Raw genomic sequence first — 12,645 nt, 5'->3', positions numbered from 1 at the left:
CAAGTCACGAGCGTGGACGCTCGCGCCATTATCTACAACACACCTTTACACCCGAAAATGGAACACTGCGCACCTGCCCACAACCGGAAAAAACTGGGCTTCCTGGATCGTTACCTCACCCTTTGGATCTTCCTGGCAATGTTGATCGGCGTGGCTATGGGCTACTTTATACCTGACAGTTCCGGCTACATCAATTCCCTTTCCAGCGGTACTACCAACATACCCATTGCTATTGGTTTAATTTTGATGATGTACCCGCCGCTGGCTAAGGTAAACTATAGGTTGCTGCCAAAAGTGTTCGGCAATGTAAAAGTGATAGGATTATCGCTGTTGCTGAACTGGATACTTGGCCCGTTGCTGATGTTTATACTTGCTATTACTTTTCTGCGCGATTACCCTGAGTACATGACCGGGCTTATAATTATCGGTCTGGCACGTTGCATTGCGATGGTTTTGGTATGGAACGACTTGGCCGATGGTAGCCGTGAATACGCCGCCGGACTGGTTGCGCTTAACAGTATCTTTCAGGTGTTTCTTTATAGCTTTTATGCCTGGTTATTCATCACTAAGCTACCGCCACTGTTTGGTTTCGAAGGTGCTATAGTTGATATCTCGATCAGCGTGATTGCAGAGAGTGTGGCTATTTACTTAGGTATTCCTTTCGTGCTGGGTGTGCTGAGCCGGGTAATACTGGTGCCGCTGAAAGGCCAGGACTGGTATCAGACCAAATTCTTGCCTGCCATCTCTCCTATCACTTTAATTGCCCTGCTGTTTACTATAGTTGTGATGTTCAGTTTAAAAGGTGAGCTGATCGTAACCATACCATTTGATGTACTGCGTATAGCGGTGCCGTTAGTAATTTACTTTGCCGTGATGTTCCTGGTTAGCTTTATAGTTTCCAAAGCGGCGGGAGCTAACTATGCCGAGAACGCATCAGTGGCGTTTACGGCGGCCGGCAACAATTTTGAGCTGGCCATTGCCGTAGCCATTGCCGTGTTTGGCCTTAACTCCGGAGAAGCATTTGCCGGGGTAGTTGGTCCGCTGGTGGAAGTGCCGGCACTTATTGCGCTGGTAAATGTAGCTTTCTGGCTACGTCGTAAACTATACAAAGACAAACTCACCAAAGAAACAGCATGAGCCTAAACCCAACCCTCTCCCAAACTATAGCACAACTTTCCCAAACGTTTGACCAGATCCCGGAAGAGCGAAAGGAGCTACTAAATCAACTGACGGACTATATCAAACAGAAAAAGAAAGCCGGCCAAAATATAAACCTGGTGTTTATCTGCACGCACAACTCGCGGCGCAGCCATATGGCGCAACTATGGGCGCAGGCCGCTGCTGCAAACTATAACATACCTGCTGTAAAAACTTACTCCGGTGGAACCGAGGCGACTGCTTTTTACCCGGCTGCCGTACAGGCCATGCAGGAACTTGGGTTTGAGATAGAGACGGGTCCGGAAACTATAAATCCGAAGTATAAAGTAAAGTATAGCCCTGATGAGCCAACTATAGAAGTGTGGTCGAAACGGTTTGATGATGTGGCCAACCCTAAAGCTGATTTTGCAGCTGTAATGACCTGCTCCGATGCGGATGACAACTGCCCGTTTGTGCCCGGCGTTGAGAAACGCATTGCCATTACTTACAACGATCCTAAAGCATCAGATAATACCCCGCAGCAAGCCCAAGCCTACCGTGAACGAGCCTTACAGATAGGCCGTGAAATGCTGTATGTTTTCAGACAGGTATAATCTATCTGTCAGGGAGGGTAAAGCCCAGATCGGCACTGATGATGAACGCGTTGAGTCCGTCGCTGCGCCAGTAATTACCTGCCCGTAGCTCTATACTTTTAAAGCGGGTGGCATTTTTCGAGAAAGGCAAACCAAACCGGGCAATTCCTTCCAGCGGCGAATAGCGCACCCCAAGGCCGGCTTTGTGGCTGTTTATACCTGCCAGGTCGTAGTCTGAAGTATAAAATTCTTCGGTTGAAGTATGTTCTTTATAGGGTGCAAAATAATCGATAGCGGTTTGGGTATGGTAGCGGTAGAACGGGTAGAATGAAAAGAATGGGCCTATTTTGATCGGCGTTTCCAGCTCTACGGTATTGGCTGTCATACCCCAGCTATCGGTATAAAACCGGTAAAAGATGCGCATCGTCAGGTAATCGGAAGTATAGTAGTTAAAGCGCAAACCTACCGGATATTTATAGCGATTATCGGGCAGGCGCTCGATGTCGGGCAATTCCTGGTCCTGGAAGTAAACCCTATGAAAAGGCGTGGAAAGCAAACCGGTCTGGTACACGATATCTGACGAAAGGGCGGCCTGCATTTTACGATTGATCACCTGTGAAAGTGTAGCCGACAAACTATAAGATTGCCGTTTATCCTCGCTCAGCAGCTCGCCTTGCCCGCGCAGCTCAATCGGGTAAATACGCGACCATGTATCAAAATAAGCCAGGGCGCCCAGGCTAAGCTCCCGGTTTCCGTCCCTGGAAATTTTTGCCCAGTTCACCCCTACCGAAATCGACTGATAATCATATTCGGTGGAGCCGCCGATGGTAATGCCTTTTATAGTTCTGCGGGCGTTGTTGCTGCGGCTGATGCCCACGTTCAGGTGTGTGCGGATGTCAGATTTAGAAGCACCGGAAACATTATAATCGATCTCATCAGACGATGCCGAACTATAGAAATCCATCCCGAAATTTACGTTCAGGTTGGTAACCGTATCCAAGGGCACATTTACGATGATAGTTGGTGTGATATCAGTCAGTTCTTCGGTACCGATGCCACCTGTTACCGGCGAGTGCTCACCAGTCTGGCTGTAGTAGCTCCCCAGTATATTTACTTCTGCCGGCGACAATTCCCGTACTCTGCGGCCACTGGTTGTAGTTGTTGTTGTAGTTGTGTTCTGTGCCATGGAAGAGGTAGCCATAGTGCAAGCTACCAGCATCCCGATATACTTTAGTTGCATCCGCAGCCTCCTCCCATTTTACCACCGGTAGCCCCGGCTGCACCCTCTCTGTACGATTCAAAGTTCATTTCAAAGGTTTGTACCTTCCGTGCGCTCAGCTGCATTTCCTCTTCGTTCAGGTAGGATTTCTGGAACGGCTTCACTGTTTCGCAACCGCTCAGCAAGCCTGTGGCAATAAGCCCGATACATGCAAGCAATGTTCTGAATCTCGTTTTCATAGTATAAGAGCATTAAGGTTGTTTAGGGGCTTTGGCTGTTTTGCTTGTACTGGAGGGAGATTTTTTGTTCTGGTAAAAGTGCAGGTGCAGGTTATCCGATGTCAGCATTTCGTTTTTATCTGTTATCATCAGGCACTCCACTCCTTTCAGCTGGTTGATTAGGTACATACCTTCTTCAGGGCCAAGCACAAAAGTAGCGGTAGCCAGCGCATCAGCCAGTTCGGCATCGGGGCAGATGATGGTAACACTTTTAAGGCCGGTGGCAGGGTAGCCGGTTCTGGGGTCGATGATGTGGCCGTAACGTTTGCCGTCTATTTCTGCATACTTCTCATAATCGCCGGAGGTAACGATGGCTGTTTCGCTAGCTGTGAGCCAACTGAATACTTTGTCTTTTTCGGCTGGGTCGGCAATGCCCACGTACCAGGGCTGTCCGTCGGGTTGTTTGCCCCAGGTAATCATGTCGCCGGCGGCATTAACTATACCGGCCTTTATACCCATTTTGCGCATCACATCACGTGCCCGGTTAGCTGCATAGCCTTTACCAATCGCTCCAAACCCGATCCTCATTTCCGGGTCTTCCAGGAATACGCTGTGGTTTTTAGGATCGAGTATGATATGTTCGTAACCTATGTGTTTAACGGAAGCGGCAACTTCTTCAGGGGATGGCATTTTGGTCATGCTGCCATCAAACTTCCAGATATTATAAGCAGCTGCAAACGAAATATCAAAAGCGCCACCTGTAAGTTTGGATATTTTTATACTTCGGAAGATCAGGTCGTATAGTTCGGGGTCAACAGAAACAGGCATGGACCCTGCGGCCCGGTTTATTGCGCTGGTCTGGCTGGTAGGTTGCCACTCCGAGATTAGGGCTTCGATACGTTTGATCTCATTTATACCCGCATCTATGGCTTTATTTGCAAGCTGCTCGCTTTCAGCTACAGCTACCAGTTCAAATCGGGTCCCCATTAAAAGGAGCACTTTCTTGTGCGCTTTGGCAGAAGAAGGTGCTCCCTGGGCAAATGTATTCCCCTGCATCAGCAGCAAACAAACTATAAATAGTAAGCTAACGCGATGCAGCATGGGCTATAAATGTTAATTAATGGTGCAGCAGTTCATTTAGATGTTTTACGTAAGCTTCAGGACCTCCGGTTTTGTATCCTGTTTTGGAGATCACCTTACCATTTTCGTCCACCAGCACTACCAGCGGAAAAATGCCTTCTGTGTTATATTTTTCGGCTAGCTGCTCGTTGTGCTTTACCTGCTCGGCTGGTAACTGGTTCTTTTTAAATCTAGGGAAATCAAGTTCTAATAGCACCAGATTTTCCTTGGCGTATTTTTCAAAGGTTTCGGTTTCCCATACCTGCTTGTTCAGCATAATGCAGGGCTTGCACCAGTCAGAACCGGCAAATACCATTAAAATTGGCTTATGCTCTGCTTTAGCTTGCTTTAAAGCTGTGTTATACTCGTGCAGCCAGTTTTCGTGGGCAGCAGTTTGCGCCGTAGCCTGATTAGTTGCAAAGATAGAAGCGATTATAAAAACGAGGGGCAAGAGGTGCTTTTTAAACATATCAGCGAAATTTAAGGTGAGAGAATCTTCAGCAAATACTTATAGTCTGCCTTGCTTGTAAAACCTGACAGGAGTAAGTATAAGTTCAACAACTAGGTAGGTTTGTTTCGCTAAGTATCTGTTTATAAAGTGTACTGCTATAACGCAGCAATTCTTACCTAAGTATATTCACTGTCTGCTACTTAAGTTTAATTTTCTGTAGTATAATCAAAGTCTTTTAATTCTTATTTTAGTATCAAGGGGCGGCTGTTCTAACTCATCGGGGTTCCCACTCCTGAAGGTAGCAATAGCTTCATTCCCCTGGTATAATGTTAAGATTCTGTCTGCAATTCTGTACGAATCAACCCGCTCAAGCACCTGCATAAACCTGGTTTCCTCCGCCATGTCAGGGCAGGACATACGGGTAGAGCTTAATCTTGATAGTTTAAGCGAGTTTCCGTTCAGCTCATATTTGCCGAAGAAGTTGTTACAACTGCCAAAGCCTTTTACATCGTTCTCGCGCTCCTGGAAACGGATGTAGGCGGTTCGTGTGCTGTTTTCACTCTGCGGACTTTGCCCCTCCAGCGAAAGCAGCATCCAGTAAGCATCCAGGATAGAATCTGTTTCTTCTTCTGGCTGTTTTGGATTGGCCGTGGTGCAGCTGTAAAGCCATGGCAGCAGTAGCAGGAATAGCTGATAACAATATTTTTTCATAATGAGGTTGTTTGTAAAATAGCAAGTATAAAAAACGCCCGTTGTAAAGAACGGGCGTTTTCCGGCTATACATTATATACCAAAGGTTTCATAACCATAACTTCCGAGCGGTGACCATTTGGAATAATCCGGTCCGGACGGACGTGGGCCTCTGCTCATGTTTTCGCGGTTCTCATTTCTGTTGGAGCCAGTACTCTCTATGCGCCCGCTATAGCGGTAATCTTCCTTGTTCTCATCAAAGTCAAACTGATTGGAAGGTCTGTAGTTGCGGCCATAGTTGTTATCGTGGCGGCTATGGTCAAATTCGCCTCGGTCATGATGGATGTCTGTCAGTTCGTGGCCATAGTTGCGGCGCTCGTCGCGGCCATATTCACTGTATCTTCTGCCATGTCCCGGGTTTTCGTAACTGTTTTCCTGGCGGGCATAACGGCGGTTTCCGGCTACATCATAGTTTGAGCTGTATTGCTGTCCGCGGCTATAGTTCTGATTATCTCGGTCACGGTTTTTGTAGTCCTGGCTTCTGTAGTCATTGCTGCGGTAGTCGCTCTGGCCGGTATAGCCATGACTTTGTTTAAAATGAGGATCATCTCCGTAACGATAATGGTCGTCGCGGTTGCGGTGCACACGCTCGTAGTTTTCGTTATAGTTGCCTGCCCCGTAGCCACCTACAGGGCCTTCGCTGAAATCATTAAAATCATGGCGCTGCTGTATCCGCACATTTCCATATTCGCGCTGGTTATCCGGCATGCCATAGTAGTTGCCCCGCTGCGTGTAACGCTGACTGAACTGACTAGGGTTGTTCTCGTTACTGTAGTGCTGTTGATAGTTGTTGCTGTAATATTCGTCGTTTCTTTCCATAGCTTTTAGCTTATTTAGGTTTTACTCCCTTTATAAACGAGCTAAAGCCTGCAGTGTTAAGCTATTACTAAAATTCGGGAGGCTTAATGCTGCTCGATAGTGTATTGGCCCGCCTCTATATTTGCCTTACCAGGCGTGCTAACCATAACCCTCACAGGCAAATCAGCGGCACCAAGTTTTGTCGGGAACCACGGGCGATTTTCTTCTGCCAGTATAAAAAGACCTTCTGCATCGCCTACCGCCTCAAACTTTTCATTTCCTGTTTTCCATTGGCTTAGTTCAAGCTTATTTTTCAGTTCTGTAGCAAAAGCAGGTACATCAGGTACGGCCAGTCCTATCTCACAAATTGAAACTATATGTGCCGGGGCATTTATACTTACATCCTGTATGGCAGGTATGGTTTTATGCGCAATAATCTCAACTATATTCCCTTCCGGGTCCAGAAAGTAGACTGCCTGCGCCTGCCACTCAACGTGTTTTATTATTTCGTTTCCGGATGCAGGATCTGGTAGAAACTCAACTCGCCCGCGCAGCTTTTCTACTATATCATCAAACAAAAGAAAAGGAACGCGAAACGCAAAATGGTAGACACCGGGCGACCGTTCAGGATCATGTTTAAAGTATAATTTGGAGTTACCGGCTGCAAAACAAATCTGATTATCTGATTCGTGATGCCCCGGAAGCTCCAGCACCTGTGTATAGAAGTTTTTTATTGCGCCAAGCTGCCGTGTGTGCAGTTCCAGTTCCTGTATGTTCATAGTTTAAGTTAGTGCGTGTTCTAAGCTAAGATACAGGTTAAACCGAAATTACGATATATTAAAGGCTATATCTTCAGGGCAGGCAGTTAGTCGAGTTGTTGGGCAGGTTCATCTATTTAGTTGGCAATTGGTCATCCGGTTTTATACTTTCATTTTAAAATAAACTCTCTAACTATGAAAAAAATGACCACCTCGGTTGCACTGCTTTGCCTGCTGGCATTTGCACCCATAGCCGAAGCTTCTAAAAGCCCTGAACTTACTTACACCGTTAACCTGAACGACCGTATAGATGACCGTTTTAAAGTTACACTGGATGTAAAAGGCCTGAAAGCTGAAAACCATACTTTCCAGTTTGCAGCAACTGCGCCCGGTACTTACCAGACCATGGATATGGGCCGTTTTGTAAAAGATTTTAAAGCCTATGATAAAAAAGGCCGTGAGCTGGAAACAAAGCAGATAAGCACCAACCAATGGCAACTAAGCAAGCCCGAAAAGGTACGTAAAATAAGTTACCAGATCGCTGAAACCTTTGATACGCCTGTAGATAAAGACCAGGTATACGCCATGTGCGGCACTTCTCTGGAAAAGGACCATGCTTTGATTAACGGACAAGCTGTATTTGGTTACTTAACTGGTTTACAGGCTACCCCAATGCGTATTAAGCTGGAGCACCCGAAAGAGTGGTTGGTTGGTACTGCTCTTAGCAGCGACAAGAATGGGTACTATGTAGCTAAAGACTATGACCATATTGTTGATTCCCCGATTATGGCCGGTAATCTGACCAAGGCACAGACGGAGTATAACGGCACTACCATTGATATTTATACTTACTCCAAAACAGGTAAGATAAAGTCGCAGGACCTGATGACCAACATGACCACCATGCTGGAATCTGCACATAAGTTTGTGGTTGATTTCCCGGTGGATCGTTATACGTTCCTATACCACTTCGAAGACCAGGATTGGGGTGCCTGGGAACACTCGTATAGTTCAGGTTATGTAATGCAGGAAAAAGACCTGACCCCTGAGTATGCCAAACACCTGACCGATATTGCTGCGCACGAGTTCTTCCACATCATCACGCCGCTTAACATACACAGCGAAATTATAGAGCAGTTTAATTTTGTGCAGCCAACGCCATCGCAGCACTTGTGGCTGTACGAGGGCACAACAGAGTGGGCATCGCATATTATGCAACTGCGCAGCGGCCAGAAACCATTGCCTGCCTACCTGGCCGATACCAGGCAAAAGCTACTGATCGATGACCAACTGGATAAGAACTATAGTCTGCAAAAACTGGCACTTACTTCGTACACCCCTGAAGGCCATAAACAGTACTTTAATATTTACAACCGTGGGGCACTTGTAGCTACCTTACTGGATATCCGTTTATTAGAGTTATCAGGCGGTAAAAGAGGTCTGCGCGAAGTAATAAATGAGCTATCTAAAGAGTATGGCCCTGATAAAGCTTTCCCGGAAAATGAGTTCTTCGAAATCTTCGCTTCTAAAACGTACCCGGAAATAGCTGATTTTATGAACAGCTATATTAAAAATGCAGAGCCACTACCAGTTGCCTCTTACTTTGGCAAACTGGGTATAAACTATAAAGCTGCCTTAAGCACAGGCAATAAAGTAAAAGGGTTAGGTTATGCTATTGGTGCTCCGGGAGGTGTACTTTCCTTAACTCAGGTAGATGAAGAAATGCAGAAAGCAGGTTTGCAGCCTGGAGATGAGATTATAGCCCTTGATGGTGTAGCTGTTTCTTTAGGGAATGCGAACCAGGTGCTGCCTAAGCTAGGCACACTTAATATTGGCGATGCTTATACTTTTACAGTTAAGCGTAATGGCGAGCAAAAGGATATTGCCTGCAAAATCCTGAGCAAAGATGAGGTTAAAAAGCATTTGTTCGAAGTAAACGAACAAGCCACACCACAGCAACTCGCGCTTCGCAACAGCTGGTTGAAGAATTTATAGATATTGTAATTTGCTTTAATTCCTACTAAGCTCCTGTTATGTTTATAGCAGGAGCTTTTTTTATGGTTCCTACCCAACTAATTACTTGAATAGATTCGTCGCATATTAAGCAGTGCTACATCCAAGTATAAGTTAGGAACTGTATTTGGAAGGTCAGATCAGCAGGTGTAAAGAATAAACTTTTTCATCTAAAACACCACCTACCACTTTAAAGCAACGTAAAAGCCGAAACTGCAGACCATACCGCTGCATATTCTCCCGCTTAAACCACAGAAACGCATCTATGGAAATTGCCCTTGTGCTAACACTTCTGGTAATAGCTGTAGTGCTATTTTCGACCGAGAAACTATCTGTAGAGATTGTAACGCTACTGATTCTTATCGTGTTAGCCACTGTTCGCATCATTAGCCCAGAAGAAGCTTTTGCCGGGTTCAGCAGCGATTTTATCATCATAATTGCTTCTATATTTATAATAAGTGCAGCTCTGGAAGAAACCGGTATATTGGACTTTGCAGTAGTTCGTATGGCTGAACTCGCCAAAAAGAGTAAAAACCTGATGCTCTTTATAATCATGTTTACTACAGGCATTGTATCAGCGTTTATGAATAATACCACGGTTACGGCTATGTTCATTACCCCCTTGGTAAGCCTTACAAAACGCACAAATACAAACCCTTCCAAGCTGCTAATGCCACTTGCTTATGCAGCTATACTTGGCGGTACATGTACCCTTATTGGTACTTCTACCAACGTTGCAGTTAGCGGGTATATAGCCAAAACCGGTCTTGAACCTGTAAGCTTATTTGAGATAACAGGTATAGGCCTGATCATTTTTATAGTTGGGATAGCCTATATGATGACCATAGGCCAGCGGATGTTACCTGACCATGCTGATCAGCAACTAACAGAAGAGTATAAATTGCAGAAGTACCTCACAGAGATCATTGTCATGGAGGATTCTCCTTTGATCGGGCAGTTGGTATTTGCTTCAGATCTCACAACACTTCATTTCAGGATACTGAATATCATCCGCAGAAAAGAAAACTTCCTCCCGGATTTCAGAACCCGGATAGAAGAGGGCGATGTGTTGTTGGTGGAAGGTGATCTTGATAACCTAATGAAGGTAAAGGAGACAAAGGGCATTGAGATAATGGCCGACGTGATTCTCGAAAAAGACCTCCAGACAGAAGACATACGCCTTGCTGAGCTTATGATTCCGAGGCAATCTAACCTGATTAACAAGACTGTAAAAGAAGTAAATTTCCTGCAGCGCTTCGGGTTGGTTGTGATCGCTATCTCGCGCCACGGCGAAACATTACGTACTAAAATAGGAAGTATAAGCCTGCAATTAGGGGATGTGTTACTGGTACAAGGCGCTTCTCAACGGTTGGCGCAATTAAGATCATCCAGCAATGTTGCCCTATTAGATGAGTTTGAGCCTTTACTGTTCAAAAAACGAAAAGGCACGTTTGTAATTGTAGCTTTTCTGCTGGCGATAATACTGGGAACTACCAAAGTGCTGCCACTTTCCATTGCCTTTTTAATGGCTGCCATTGCATGCATCGTGTTCCGGTGCATCAGCACAGAAAAAGCCTATGGAGCTATAGACTGGCGCCTGCTTATACTTATAGGTGGTATGACAGCATTTGGTACAGCCATGGACAACTCAGGTGCAGCCGACTTTCTGGCCAAAGGTATAGTAGACATAATGGGGCCATTGGGTAAACTGGCAGTGCTGGCAGGCTTTGTTATACTTACTGTTATACTTACACAACCCATGTCTAACGCTGCCGCTGCTCTTGTAATAGTACCTGTGGCTTTAAAAGCAGCTGTTGAGATGAACTCAGACCCCCGTACTTTTGCCATTGCTATTATGCTGGCGGCTTCGGTGTCGTTGGTTACACCGTTTGAGCCGGCCTGTATACTGGTTTATAGCCCCGGGAAATACCGCTTCAGTGACTTCATTAAGATCGGATCTCCCCTAACCCTGCTATTGGTTGCGGTTATACTTCTGATGGTTCCGGTATTCTGGCCAATGTAACTGCATGGCTGTATCTGTAGTACCCTACTATATGAGACTGGAGAGATGTAAGAAAACAACGGCAATGTTAGCCATTGTTGTTGTTATAATGGGCAGCTGTGGTCCTGAAAATAAAAAGGTTACAGACGAACAGATAGAAACAGGCGGCCGCACAGAGGTATTGGATAGTATTGCCAACACCCGTGAGGATGGGGTGCAGATAGATGATCCTACAATACCTCCTGCTCTTACATTGCCTCCACCGGCAACTCAGGTACTAGATAAACGCTATCCGGGATGGCAGCAACCTGTTTTATCCCAAAGCGCAGAGAAATCCGCAGAAGTTTATGAGCAGGGCCCGACTATAATTACAGGAAATTTTAACCAGGATACCATCCCTGATTATGCCCTGCAGTTACAACAGGACAAAGATATAGTAATGATCGCCCTGCTTCAGGATTCGGCTAGGAACTGGAAAACATATGAATTGAAACGGGATGTACTTTTTAATGAGCGGGGCAAACTGCAGAGTTTATACATTTTGCACTTGTTGGCAAGAGGAGCGGAACTACAGGACGAAACTGACACCTCCAAAAAGATAAAGGCTCCTTACGACGCTGTAGCTATCAGTACGGAAAGCAATACCACAGCATATGTTTTAGAAGATGAAGCATTTAAGAGCTATGCTACTGCCGAAGAGTAACTATACCTACAGGTAGAAATAATCCGGATATTCATGATAAAGGTATAGTAGTACAGTTATTAACGTACCACCTCCCACACCTAACCAAAACGTGAGATAACCAACTCTGCGGGCAAGTGTTCTATCCGGCGACTTAAGGAACAGATGATAATAACTCAGGTGCACCAGGTATAACACTATGGCTATCATCAGGCTAACAAACCAGAAAACCCCGAACCTTACCAAGAACATAAGCGGCAACTCATGATGAATCTGGTGTAAAATATCTTGTTCCCGGATAATAAAGAAAGATGCCAGTGAAACCAGCAAACAACCATACAACACAAGAATCAACCTGTTACTTTCAAGTAGTTTTCGCATCTTGGCCGGGTATTAATAATTCAGAAAAGACTGTGCGTCGTTCTTTATCTGTTCGCGGCTTAAGCCATCTTTTACACCTGTTGATATCTTTCGGACCAAAACGCCAACTACAGCTTTTTTAAAGCCCAGTTTTGTAGCCATATGCATACAAAAGTCCATCTCATTTTCGTCTACAATACCATCTGCCAGCATCATTTCTACCATATCGTAAATCTGATCAAAACGCTCTGAATCGTTGCTTGGGAGCTGAGGCGTAATTTTAGAAGAACCAGAGAGCAAGTCTTTTACTTCACTGGCACGCATGCCGTGTCGGGTACCTATCGAGATAATAAAGTTTATTTCTGCCGGATCTATGTGCCCGTCTATTTTTGCCAGTGCGCCCAGGTTGGTCAAATGGCTTTTTAACTTTTTTGTTTCTTCACTTTCAAAAAAACGAAACATAGGTTGCCTTACTTTATTTTAATATCTTATTTTAGCCACAGGCTTTTTTTAAATGCAGTTCTTTTGCCTTATGTTATGCAACA

14 protein-coding genes are annotated in these 12,645 nt (G+C 45.3%); 5 read left to right on the top strand and 9 right to left on the bottom strand.

The features are described from left to right. Window positions 1-57 precede the first annotated feature (57 nt). Both arsB and MJ612_RS00620 read left to right on the top strand, forming a co-directional pair. Window positions 58-1,137 carry an ACR3 family arsenite efflux transporter gene (gene arsB / locus MJ612_RS00625; protein ID WP_187028475.1) on the top strand — a complete coding sequence of 360 codons (1,080 nt, stop codon included), beginning with the start codon at window positions 58-60 and terminating at the stop codon, window positions 1,135-1,137. After that, window positions 1,134-1,751 (top strand): arsenate reductase/protein-tyrosine-phosphatase family protein, encoded by a 618-nt coding sequence (locus tag MJ612_RS00620; RefSeq protein WP_187028473.1) that lies wholly within the window; start codon window positions 1,134-1,136, stop codon window positions 1,749-1,751. The genes arsB and MJ612_RS00620 overlap by 4 nt, the downstream gene beginning before the upstream one ends. Before the next feature lies 1 nt (window position 1,752). Here the strand turns inward: MJ612_RS00620 and MJ612_RS00615 are convergent, their stop codons facing one another. From MJ612_RS00615 to MJ612_RS00585, 7 genes are all read right to left on the bottom strand, one after another. Further along, entirely contained in the window at window positions 1,753-2,931 is a 1,179-nt protein-coding gene (locus MJ612_RS00615) for a DUF3570 domain-containing protein (protein ID WP_187028471.1), read from the bottom strand. A gap of 29 nt (window positions 2,932-2,960) precedes the next feature. Beyond that, a complete protein-coding gene (locus tag MJ612_RS00610; RefSeq protein ID WP_187028469.1) occupies window positions 2,961-3,188 on the bottom strand; it encodes a DUF4266 domain-containing protein in 228 nt (75 codons plus the stop codon). 12 nt (window positions 3,189-3,200) lie between these two features. Next, window positions 3,201-4,268, bottom strand: coding sequence for an FAD:protein FMN transferase (locus MJ612_RS00605; RefSeq protein WP_187028467.1), 1,068 nt, complete (start codon window positions 4,266-4,268; stop codon window positions 3,201-3,203). Window positions 4,269-4,284: 16 nt separating this feature from the next. Continuing rightward, window positions 4,285-4,755, bottom strand: a complete 471-nt coding sequence (locus tag MJ612_RS00600) for a thioredoxin family protein (RefSeq protein ID WP_187028465.1) — start codon at window positions 4,753-4,755, stop codon at window positions 4,285-4,287. A gap of 207 nt (window positions 4,756-4,962) precedes the next feature. Continuing rightward, complete coding sequence (locus MJ612_RS00595) at window positions 4,963-5,448, bottom strand: META domain-containing protein (protein ID WP_187028463.1); 486 nt, start codon at window positions 5,446-5,448, stop codon at window positions 4,963-4,965. Window positions 5,449-5,520: 72 nt separating this feature from the next. Then, window positions 5,521-6,306, bottom strand: a complete 786-nt coding sequence (locus MJ612_RS00590; RefSeq protein ID WP_187028461.1) for a hypothetical protein — start codon at window positions 6,304-6,306, stop codon at window positions 5,521-5,523. 83 nt (window positions 6,307-6,389) lie between these two features. After that, a complete protein-coding gene (locus MJ612_RS00585) occupies window positions 6,390-7,064 on the bottom strand; it encodes a VOC family protein (RefSeq protein WP_187028459.1) in 675 nt (224 codons plus the stop codon). A gap of 174 nt (window positions 7,065-7,238) precedes the next feature. On the opposite strand from MJ612_RS00585, the gene MJ612_RS00580 reads away from it, so the two are divergent. The 3 genes from MJ612_RS00580 to MJ612_RS00570 all read left to right on the top strand — a co-directional run bounded on the left by MJ612_RS00580 (window position 7,239) and on the right by MJ612_RS00570 (window position 11,761). After that, window positions 7,239-9,038 (top strand): M61 family metallopeptidase, encoded by a 1,800-nt coding sequence (locus MJ612_RS00580; protein ID WP_187028457.1) that lies wholly within the window; start codon window positions 7,239-7,241, stop codon window positions 9,036-9,038. Between the two features lie 283 nt (window positions 9,039-9,321). Next, window positions 9,322-11,079 (top strand): SLC13 family permease, encoded by a 1,758-nt coding sequence (locus tag MJ612_RS00575; protein ID WP_187028455.1) that lies wholly within the window; start codon window positions 9,322-9,324, stop codon window positions 11,077-11,079. A gap of 4 nt (window positions 11,080-11,083) precedes the next feature. Then, entirely contained in the window at window positions 11,084-11,761 is a 678-nt protein-coding gene (locus MJ612_RS00570) for a hypothetical protein (RefSeq protein WP_187028453.1), read from the top strand. A 6-nt stretch (window positions 11,762-11,767) separates the two neighbouring features. Here the strand turns inward: MJ612_RS00570 and MJ612_RS00565 are convergent, their stop codons facing one another. After that, a complete protein-coding gene (locus tag MJ612_RS00565; protein ID WP_187028451.1) occupies window positions 11,768-12,121 on the bottom strand; it encodes a hypothetical protein in 354 nt (117 codons plus the stop codon). Between the two features lie 12 nt (window positions 12,122-12,133). After that, window positions 12,134-12,562, bottom strand: coding sequence for a tellurite resistance TerB family protein (locus MJ612_RS00560; RefSeq protein ID WP_187028449.1), 429 nt, complete (start codon window positions 12,560-12,562; stop codon window positions 12,134-12,136). Window positions 12,563-12,645: the final 83 nt, after the last annotated feature.

This window comes from Pontibacter deserti (genome assembly GCF_023630255.1).
Taxonomy (GTDB): Bacteria; Bacteroidota; Bacteroidia; order Cytophagales; family Hymenobacteraceae; genus Pontibacter; species Pontibacter deserti.
This window is presented reverse-complemented; position numbering and strand designations above follow the sequence as displayed.

Excerpts from the sequence above, each read along its gene's own strand:
- arsB (WP_187028475.1), top strand. The coding sequence starts at position 58 with ATGGAACACTGCGCACCTGCCCACAACCGGAAAAAACTGGGCTTCCTG.
- MJ612_RS00620 (WP_187028473.1), top strand. The coding sequence starts at position 1,134 with ATGAGCCTAAACCCAACCCTCTCCCAAACTATAGCACAACTTTCCCAA.
- MJ612_RS00615 (WP_187028471.1), bottom strand. The coding sequence starts at position 2,931 with ATGGCTACCTCTTCCATGGCACAGAACACAACTACAACAACAACTACA.
- MJ612_RS00610 (WP_187028469.1), bottom strand. The coding sequence starts at position 3,188 with ATGAAAACGAGATTCAGAACATTGCTTGCATGTATCGGGCTTATTGCC.
- MJ612_RS00605 (WP_187028467.1), bottom strand. The coding sequence starts at position 4,268 with ATGCTGCATCGCGTTAGCTTACTATTTATAGTTTGTTTGCTGCTGATG.
- MJ612_RS00600 (WP_187028465.1), bottom strand. The coding sequence starts at position 4,755 with ATGTTTAAAAAGCACCTCTTGCCCCTCGTTTTTATAATCGCTTCTATC.
- MJ612_RS00595 (WP_187028463.1), bottom strand. The coding sequence starts at position 5,448 with ATGAAAAAATATTGTTATCAGCTATTCCTGCTACTGCTGCCATGGCTT.
- MJ612_RS00590 (WP_187028461.1), bottom strand. The coding sequence starts at position 6,306 with ATGGAAAGAAACGACGAATATTACAGCAACAACTATCAACAGCACTAC.
- MJ612_RS00585 (WP_187028459.1), bottom strand. The coding sequence starts at position 7,064 with ATGAACATACAGGAACTGGAACTGCACACACGGCAGCTTGGCGCAATA.
- MJ612_RS00580 (WP_187028457.1), top strand. The coding sequence starts at position 7,239 with ATGAAAAAAATGACCACCTCGGTTGCACTGCTTTGCCTGCTGGCATTT.
- MJ612_RS00575 (WP_187028455.1), top strand. The coding sequence starts at position 9,322 with ATGGAAATTGCCCTTGTGCTAACACTTCTGGTAATAGCTGTAGTGCTA.
- MJ612_RS00570 (WP_187028453.1), top strand. The coding sequence starts at position 11,084 with ATGGCTGTATCTGTAGTACCCTACTATATGAGACTGGAGAGATGTAAG.
- MJ612_RS00565 (WP_187028451.1), bottom strand. The coding sequence starts at position 12,121 with ATGCGAAAACTACTTGAAAGTAACAGGTTGATTCTTGTGTTGTATGGT.
- MJ612_RS00560 (WP_187028449.1), bottom strand. The coding sequence starts at position 12,562 with ATGTTTCGTTTTTTTGAAAGTGAAGAAACAAAAAAGTTAAAAAGCCAT.